The following is a 6,313-nucleotide window of genomic DNA, read 5'->3' on the forward strand; positions in this document are numbered from 1 at the left end:
GCGATCCGCACCACTGCTAGTCTTCAGTCATTCCACTAGATAACTAGTGGAATGACTCAGAAGGGTAGTGAACATGGGCTTCACCTTTGGCAAGCGCGAAATGATCGTTGGACTGCTGGCTGCGGGAGCACTTGCCGGCACTGGCGGCATCGCTGCCGCGGTGCCAGCGGAGAACGTGCCGGAACTGCGGATCAGCTCGGCCGGCTACGCGCTGGAGTACACCGTGGTGAACGGCAATGGCGACGGCTTCTCCTCCGTCCTGGAGCCGAACTCCACCCGTGAGAGGCAGGCCGAGGGCTTCACGACGGTGCGGTTCTCCGTGAACGGCAAGGTCGTGAACGCCTACGGCCCGCTCGAGGCTGGTCGCACGCTGGTCTGCAATGCGGGAGGGACCGCGGCCGCGCCGAATGTGGAGTGCGCCTTCGCCTGACCCGGAACTGCGCGCTGGGAGCGTGCAGTTTTGCCGGCGGAGTCCGGGAGGTGGCTGCCACCCGGACTCCGCCGGCGCCGGCAGGTTGACCTGCTGAGCTGTTCCACGGCTTGCGGCGGGCGGTCGTCGGTGGGTTGCGACGAGCTGAAGACGTCGTGAAGAAGCTGTAGATCCAGGACGGCCATGCTGTGTGTCGTGCAGGACCCGACATTGAGGAGCGCAGGCATGATGAGCAGCCAGAACCACAAGACGATCCGCTCTACCGCGGTTTTCGACCTGACGGCCCCGGCAGGCGTGAGGACGCCGGTTGGGGTGGAGCTGCGGTACGACAGCCGTGAGCCGTACGCGGTGAACATGAGCTTCCGCGCGGGGATGAGTGGTCAGGTCGACTGGTTGATCGCTCGAGACTTGCTGGCGGACGGGCTGGTCATTGCGAGTGGCGAGGGTGACGTGCAGATCATCCCCCAACCCGACGACCACGAGCGCGTCGTCATCGCGTTGAGCTCGCCGTCCGGGCAGGCCACCTTCGAAGCGCCCGCTGCCGAACTGGCGGAGTTCCTGAACGAGACCTACGACGTCGTCGCCCCCGGTAGCGAGAACCACTGGATGAGCTTCGATGAGGAACTGAGTCGACTACTGCAGGATGATATGCACTGATCGACATGAACCGAAGCCGTGTGGTGCCAGTTCGACGCTTTATGCCGCGGAGCGGTTCGAGGCGGCACTACGGGTGTGCGGATTTACTTGTGCCCAGCTGATCTAGAGAAGACGTAGAGACGTTGTGGAGTCGGCGCCGGCAGATTGTTCGGTGCAGAGATAGAAACCACGGGAGTGTGCGATGGAACGAGTTCGCGTGGCTGTGCTTGCCTCAGATGCCATCACGCATGCTGGTCTTGCAAGCCACCTCGACTCTCGCGCCGAGGTGTTGGTGGTGCCGAATCGAAACCTGGTCGAGGTGGACGTCGTCGTCCTGGCCGCCGAGCGGCTGACTGATGGCGTGACCGCCTTGCGCGCCTTGGGCGCTGAGTTCGAGCGTCGTGCAGTCCTGGTGATCGACCAGCTAGATCCGGCTGGTCTGCTTGCGGCGGTGGAATGTGGTGCGGCGGCGGTGGTCCCGCGCAGTGCCGCCACCGCGGAGCACTTGATAAAGGTCATCCAGGTCGCCGCGACCGGAGGTGGAGTGCTGCCGCCGGAATTGATCGGAGAGCTGCTCCGCGAGTTTGCTCGTCTGAAGCGGGACGTTCTGGCGCCGCGAGGAATCAGCGTTTCCGGGCTGACGCCTCGCGAGCTTGATGTCGTCCGGTTGCTGGCCGAGGGCTTGGATACCGTTGATATCGCCGAGAAGCTGGCCTACTCGGAGCGCACCGTGAAGAACGTCATCTACGGGATGACCACCAGGCTCAATTTGCGCAACCGGCCGCATGCCGTCGCCTACGCGATGCGTGCAGGCGTGATCTGAAACGCGAGTGCTCATGGTCTTGCCCGTTCGATCGCCGCGGCGGAGTACGGATGGGCAAGAACTGCTGACATCCGCTCACTGATGTCGGAGAGTCTGTTCGCTGCGAACGAGAAAGCCCGCTAGGGAACGATTCAGCCACGGCAGTGGCCGATCGGCTTGTGATCGGCAGATTTCGCACGTACCGTCCTGGGCGGCATCAGATGTTGTGGTGATCGACGCAGCCGCACTGCCACTGGCGGGCAACGCTCTTCCGACACCCACCTGACCGGTGCGCTCCCACTCGCCGCTCGACGACATTCGAGCCTCATGATCCCGGAGTTGTCATGAGCTCGCACAAGAAGAACACCGGCCCCTCATTTCACCCGCTCGCCTTCGGCGGCTGGGGGAACTACCAAGAATGGGCCGACCACCAGTTCCAGCCACGGCCCGCCGCGCCGGAGGCCGGCGACGGAGATGCGTCCGAGCCTGGCCAGGAAATGCACGACCAACCGGCCGAGCCGATCGACGCGGCACCCGATACTCGCGAACCGGACCAGGCCACTGCTACCGATCGAGCTGAACGCGACCCAGCGGAGCAGGCCGGAGCAACCGTTTTCGTCGAGGCCGAGGAATCGGGGGCCAGCGTGGCGATGCTGCGCCCGTACGTCCGCACCGGCGGCCGCGCCGAGCCCGAGTACGAGTTCCGGGTGGAAACGCTGGTGTCGGCAACTTCGCAATGGCTGGCTGGCACGTCGATCAACCCTGATCTGGACGAGATCCGTTCGATGTGCGCGTCACCGCATTCGGTTGCCGAGATCTCATCCCGCCTCGGGGTTCCGCTGACCGTCGCCCGCGTTCTCATCGGCGACGCCATCAAGGCCGGACTGGTCGTCATCCACGGCGGCGCGTCGAATCGCGGTGCAGGTCCTTCCCTCGACACTCTGCAGCGGGTGTACGAAGGGTTGCTGAAGCTGGCGTGACGTAGTCGGTTCGGGGTGATTCGGCCGTCTTCTTCCGTCCGACCTTCACCAGGAAAGCTGCGAGGACGAACGAGACGGCGGCCGACACCGCCACACCCGTGATCACGCTCAGGTGGCCACCCCGCGGCGTGACTGCCATCAGTGCGATGATGCTTCCGGGAGAAGGAGTCGCGAACAGTCCCGCTCCGGTGGCGATGAAGGTGAAAATCCCCGCGGCACCGCCTGCGATGGCCGCCAGGATCAACTGCGGCTTGGCGAGGACGTAGGGGAAGTAGATCTCATGAATACCGCCGAGGAAGTGGATTGCCAACGCGCCTGGCGCGCTGGCCCGTTCCGGTGCGGATCCGAAGCACGCGCAGGCGAGCAGAATACCGAGCCCAGGGCCGGGGTTGGTCTCCAACAGGAACTCGATCGCCTTGCCGTTCTCCGCCTGTGCGGTGACGCCCAGCGGGCCCAGGACGCCGTGGTTGATCGCGTTGTTGAGGAACAGCACCTTGCCGGGTTCGATGATCAGGGCTGCCAGTGGTAGCAGGCCGAGGTCGATCAGCGCCTGCACCCCGCCGGCCAGCGTTCTGGCCAGCCCGCTGATCGCGGGCCCGATCCCGACCATGCCCAGAATCGCCACGCTGCCACCGATGATGCCCGCGCTGAAGTTGTCCACGAGCATCTTGAAGGCCGGACCCACGCGTGCGCCCACGGCTTGATCGAACCATTTCATCAGCAGTGCCGTAGCGGGGCCGAGCAGCATGGCGCCAAGGAGCATGGGGGTATTCGCTCCGACCACGAGGCCAAGTGTGGCGACCGCGCCGACGACGCCGCCGCGTTGCCCGTGGACCACCCTGCCCCCGGTGTAACCGATCAGGATTGGCAGCAGTGTGGTGATCATCGGTTGGATGATCACGGCCAGCGTCGCGTTGGGCAGCCATCCCTCGGGCATGAACAGTGCGGTCGCGAGGCCCCATGCGATGAACGCCCCGATGTTGGGCATCACGACGCTGGCCAGATGCCCGCCCCATCGTCGGAGTGCCGACCCGATCTCCCGGCTCGAAGAAGCTCCTTCGTTGCTACGTGACATCGCTGTGAGCACATCCCAGGTCGTCGTTGACATCGTGGTTTCTGCGGCCTTGGCGAGAAAGTCGGCATGGCGTACTCGGGTCGGCTTTGCGACCCGGACGCGTTTGGGATCTCCGAATTAAACACCACGTTCCACCGGGCCGGAACGGAAACGTCACGACAGTGCACTTCCTTCTCCGGCAAGTGTGCCCGTTCAGGCAGCTGGCGTATTCGCGTACCGCGATAGCGCTCATTTGGGCAGGATCGGCCGAGCTGCGTAACTGCGGATCACCTGATGTCTTCGCCGGTTTCCGCTCAAATCCGCCCCATTTGGCAGCTAGGTGCGTGCTGACGCTAGAGGAGGGGAACAAGATTCTCGGACGGATCACGTAAATCGTTGCGACCGAGAGTGATGTCGTGATTATGTGCTGGTAAGGTTGGCGGAAGGATCGTCTGCTGGTACGTTCCTGGTTCTGCGAAGGGGATTTCATCGTAAGCTCGGTTGTTCTTGTTGGGAGCAACGAGTGGTTGGCGTGAACACCGCCGAGGTGAAGGGGCCCGTGTTGGCGCGCTACATCCGGCACGCGAGGAGAGTTCAGTGCGAGATGTGGCCAGTGCGTGCGTTCGCACGAACCTGCGCCAGTCCAATGAGGATATTGCCGAGCAGATCGCTGGGGAGTTGAGTCAGTTGCTCGAGCAGATCGCGGACGAGGTCGCGCCGCTGCGCGTGGCGGGAGCGGTCGCGGATTACATCCCGGCGCTCGCGCGAGTCGATCCCGGCCACTTCGGCATCGCGCTGGCCGATCTCGACGGCCGCGTCCACGGGGTCGGTGACTGGGAGACGCCGTTTTCGGTGCAGAGCATCTCGAAGGTCTTCACCCTTGCGCTCGTGCTGGCCGGCAGCGATGAGACGCTCTGGCAGCGCGTAGGCCGGGAGCCCTCAGGCAGCGCCTTCAACTCGCTGGTCCAGTTGGAGCACGAACACGGGATTCCCAGGAACCCCTTCATCAACGCGGGCGCGCTGACGGTCACCGATGAGCTGATCTCCCTGGTCGGCGACGCCACCGGGGAGCTGCTCGCGTTCCTGCGCGCTGAATGCGGCAACCCCGCTCTGCGGGTCGACGAGGAGGTCGCTGCCTCCGAAGCGGCCCACGCGGACCGCAACCTGGCCCTGACCCATTTCATGGCGTCCTACGGCAACATGCGCAACCCGGTGGCGACCGTGCTCGACCACTACGTCCGGCAGTGCTCGATCGAGATGAGCTGCCGCGACCTGGCCCTGGCGGGGCTGTTCCTCGCCGCGCACGGTGTCCGCCGCGACGGTTCGCAGCTGGTCTCCTGTCGGCAGGCCAAGCGGATCAACGCGATCATGCTCACCTGCGGGACTTACGACGCCGCTGGGGATTTCGCCTACCGGGTCGGCGTCCCGGGCAAGAGCGGGGTCGGCGGCGGGATCCTCGCGATCGTGCCGGGCCGGTGCGCGATCGCGGTGTGGAGCCCGGGGCTGGACAAGCGCGGCAATTCCGTGGCCGGCGTGGCCGCGCTCGATCACTTCACCACGATGACCGGATGGTCGGTCTTCTGACCGAATGCTCCACATCTACATCGCACCGCACCGCGCCGGAGTAATGATCATCCACAGTAGACTGCGATGATGCGAGCTGATCGCCTACTCCGGTGGTGCGCTGGAGCCCAGGCTGATCTACGCCCTGCCGGTGGGGCGCGGCTGGGATCGTGTCCCCGGTGGCACGCTGCTCTGCGACGTGATTTCCCCGTTCGTCAGCGAGGGCGTAGACCTCGCCATGCTCGACGCGGCAGAGTACGGCAGAGGCGAGGCGGGTTCTTCGTCTATGGTCTGCACCAAATCCGCGACTGCGACATGGTGGTCGTTGGGCTTGGCCACCGCGTTGGCCGCGGTGCGGAATCGACGAATCCGGCGGCGTCCTCCCGCGTGAATTGATGTCCCAGGTTAAGGGGCTTGCGAATATCCCGCGAATCGACGGGTCGTTAGAAGTCAATTGCGAGGCTGGTTCAGGGTTGCCCCTTTGGGTGGCCGTATCGTCTCGACTTGACTCGCGCGGCTCGTGGAATGCGCCGCACGGCTGACTCGAGGGGTCTCTGCGGAAGTCGCTCACTTCGCTGGCGATCCGCTCTGCCCGGGCGAGTCCTCGAAATTGGAGAAGAGATTCAGTGACGCAGATCGTCAAGGGCGACGGCGAGCGCAGTGCCAAGGCTCGGGTCGACGCCGGGGACGAGGGCTACAGCAAGGCCCTCAAAGCCAGGCACATCAACATGATCGCGATCGGCGGCGCCATCGGCTGGCGGTGGTGCTCACGCTGAACCTGGTGTCGGTGAAGGTCTTCGGCGAGATGGAGTTCTGGTTCGCCATCATCAAGGTCGGCGCGCTGGTGC

6 protein-coding genes and 2 pseudogenes are annotated in these 6,313 nt (G+C 64.7%); 7 read left to right on the forward strand and 1 reads right to left on the reverse strand.

Annotation, left to right across the window (positions count from 1 at the left end; genetic code table 11):
- The first annotated feature begins 73 nt into the window (after positions 1-73).
- The 4 genes from AB0H93_RS31895 to AB0H93_RS31910 all read left to right on the forward strand — a co-directional run bounded on the left by AB0H93_RS31895 (position 74) and on the right by AB0H93_RS31910 (position 2,848).
- Positions 74-430 carry a hypothetical protein gene (locus AB0H93_RS31895; protein ID WP_358577601.1) on the forward strand — a complete coding sequence of 119 codons (357 nt, stop codon included), beginning with the start codon at positions 74-76 and terminating at the stop codon, positions 428-430.
- Between the two features lie 228 nt (positions 431-658).
- Positions 659-1,087 carry an SsgA family sporulation/cell division regulator gene (locus AB0H93_RS31900; protein WP_358577616.1) on the forward strand — a complete coding sequence of 143 codons (429 nt, stop codon included), beginning with the start codon at positions 659-661 and terminating at the stop codon, positions 1,085-1,087.
- A 181-nt stretch (positions 1,088-1,268) separates the two neighbouring features.
- Positions 1,269-1,889 carry a response regulator transcription factor gene (locus AB0H93_RS31905; protein ID WP_358577603.1) on the forward strand — a complete coding sequence of 207 codons (621 nt, stop codon included), beginning with the start codon at positions 1,269-1,271 and terminating at the stop codon, positions 1,887-1,889.
- Between the two features lie 323 nt (positions 1,890-2,212).
- Complete coding sequence (locus AB0H93_RS31910; RefSeq protein WP_358577605.1) at positions 2,213-2,848, forward strand: DUF742 domain-containing protein; 636 nt, start codon at positions 2,213-2,215, stop codon at positions 2,846-2,848.
- Here AB0H93_RS31910 and AB0H93_RS31915 read toward each other — a convergent pair.
- On the reverse strand, positions 2,760-3,956 hold the full coding sequence (locus AB0H93_RS31915; RefSeq protein ID WP_358577607.1) for a PTS mannitol transporter subunit IICB: 1,197 nt from the start codon (positions 3,954-3,956) through the stop codon (positions 2,760-2,762). The genes AB0H93_RS31910 and AB0H93_RS31915 overlap by 89 nt on opposite strands.
- A 612-nt stretch (positions 3,957-4,568) precedes the next feature.
- On the opposite strand from AB0H93_RS31915, the gene AB0H93_RS31920 reads away from it, so the two are divergent.
- The 3 genes and pseudogenes from AB0H93_RS31920 to AB0H93_RS31930 form a co-directional block, all read left to right on the forward strand.
- Positions 4,569-5,486, forward strand: a complete 918-nt coding sequence (locus tag AB0H93_RS31920) for a glutaminase (RefSeq protein ID WP_358577618.1) — start codon at positions 4,569-4,571, stop codon at positions 5,484-5,486.
- A 76-nt stretch (positions 5,487-5,562) separates the two neighbouring features.
- A pseudogene (locus AB0H93_RS31925) lies at positions 5,563-5,727 on the forward strand (FAD-dependent monooxygenase); the annotation flags it as partial.
- Positions 5,728-6,100: 373 nt separating this feature from the next.
- A pseudogene (locus AB0H93_RS31930) lies at positions 6,101-6,313 on the forward strand (hypothetical protein); the annotation flags it as partial.

The sequence above is a fragment of the Saccharopolyspora sp. NPDC050642 genome (assembly GCF_040654735.1).
In the GTDB taxonomy this organism is placed as follows: domain Bacteria; phylum Actinomycetota; class Actinomycetes; order Mycobacteriales; family Pseudonocardiaceae; genus Saccharopolyspora; species Saccharopolyspora elongata.

Coding starts and splice junctions, on each gene's coding strand:
- AB0H93_RS31895 (WP_358577601.1), top strand. CDS start 74: ATGGGCTTCACCTTTGGCAAGCGCGAAATGATCGTTGGACTGCTGGCT.
- AB0H93_RS31915 (WP_358577607.1), bottom strand. CDS start 3,956: ATGTCAACGACGACCTGGGATGTGCTCACAGCGATGTCACGTAGCAAC.
- AB0H93_RS31900 (WP_358577616.1), top strand. CDS start 659: ATGAGCAGCCAGAACCACAAGACGATCCGCTCTACCGCGGTTTTCGAC.
- AB0H93_RS31905 (WP_358577603.1), top strand. CDS start 1,269: ATGGAACGAGTTCGCGTGGCTGTGCTTGCCTCAGATGCCATCACGCAT.
- AB0H93_RS31910 (WP_358577605.1), top strand. CDS start 2,213: ATGAGCTCGCACAAGAAGAACACCGGCCCCTCATTTCACCCGCTCGCC.